Below are 601 nucleotides of genomic sequence, written 5' to 3'. Positions count from 1 at the left end.
AGATAACTTCCGCGCCTCGGCGGTACAAGGTGTGATGAAACGCATCAAAGCGAAAGGCATTGAAGTGATTGTGTATGAGCCGGTGCTTAAAGAGGACGAATTCTTCCGCTCCAAAGTGTATCGTGATCTTGAAGCATTCAAAGCCGATAGCGATATTATTTTAGCCAACCGGATGGTGCCTGAACTCGAAGATGTCGCAGAGAAAGTGTATACACGTGATCTGTTTGGCAATGATTAACTGACGATAAACCAGTCAATACCGTCAATATATTGAGGCGATAAATGTCGCCTCAATCCTCTAAATTTTAAATAAGCTATCCTTTTCACATTATTTAACTTGGTAGTCATCAAATAAAACTGAGTTATTAATTAATTATAAAATTATTTAAATTCGGTAACTCAATGTGTATTTCACTACGCATGAATTACTACTGTTTATTGTCTGTAACTAGCATCGTAATCATATACTATGAATATAACTTATTGATATTTAAGTTATTATATTTAGAGTTAATGTGTTTTTTAAAATTATCGCTAAATATCCCGAAGAGATTATTTTTGAAAAATAATGCTATTTTTATCAAAAATAGTGATTTGCAAG

At 33.4% G+C, this 601-nt stretch carries 1 pseudogene; it reads left to right on the top strand.

The window, feature by feature from the left end:
- A pseudogene (locus ABN217_RS19770) lies at positions 1 to 238 on the top strand (UDP-glucose 6-dehydrogenase); the annotation flags it as partial.
- Between the last annotated feature and the right edge of the window lie 363 nt (positions 239 to 601).

Origin of the sequence: Proteus sp. fly-1067 (assembly GCF_040139345.1) — a bacterium.
Classification (GTDB): domain Bacteria; phylum Pseudomonadota; class Gammaproteobacteria; order Enterobacterales; family Enterobacteriaceae; genus Proteus; species Proteus vulgaris_B.
Note: the sequence above shows the minus strand (reverse complement) of the source record. Positions and strands in the feature narration are given on the sequence as shown.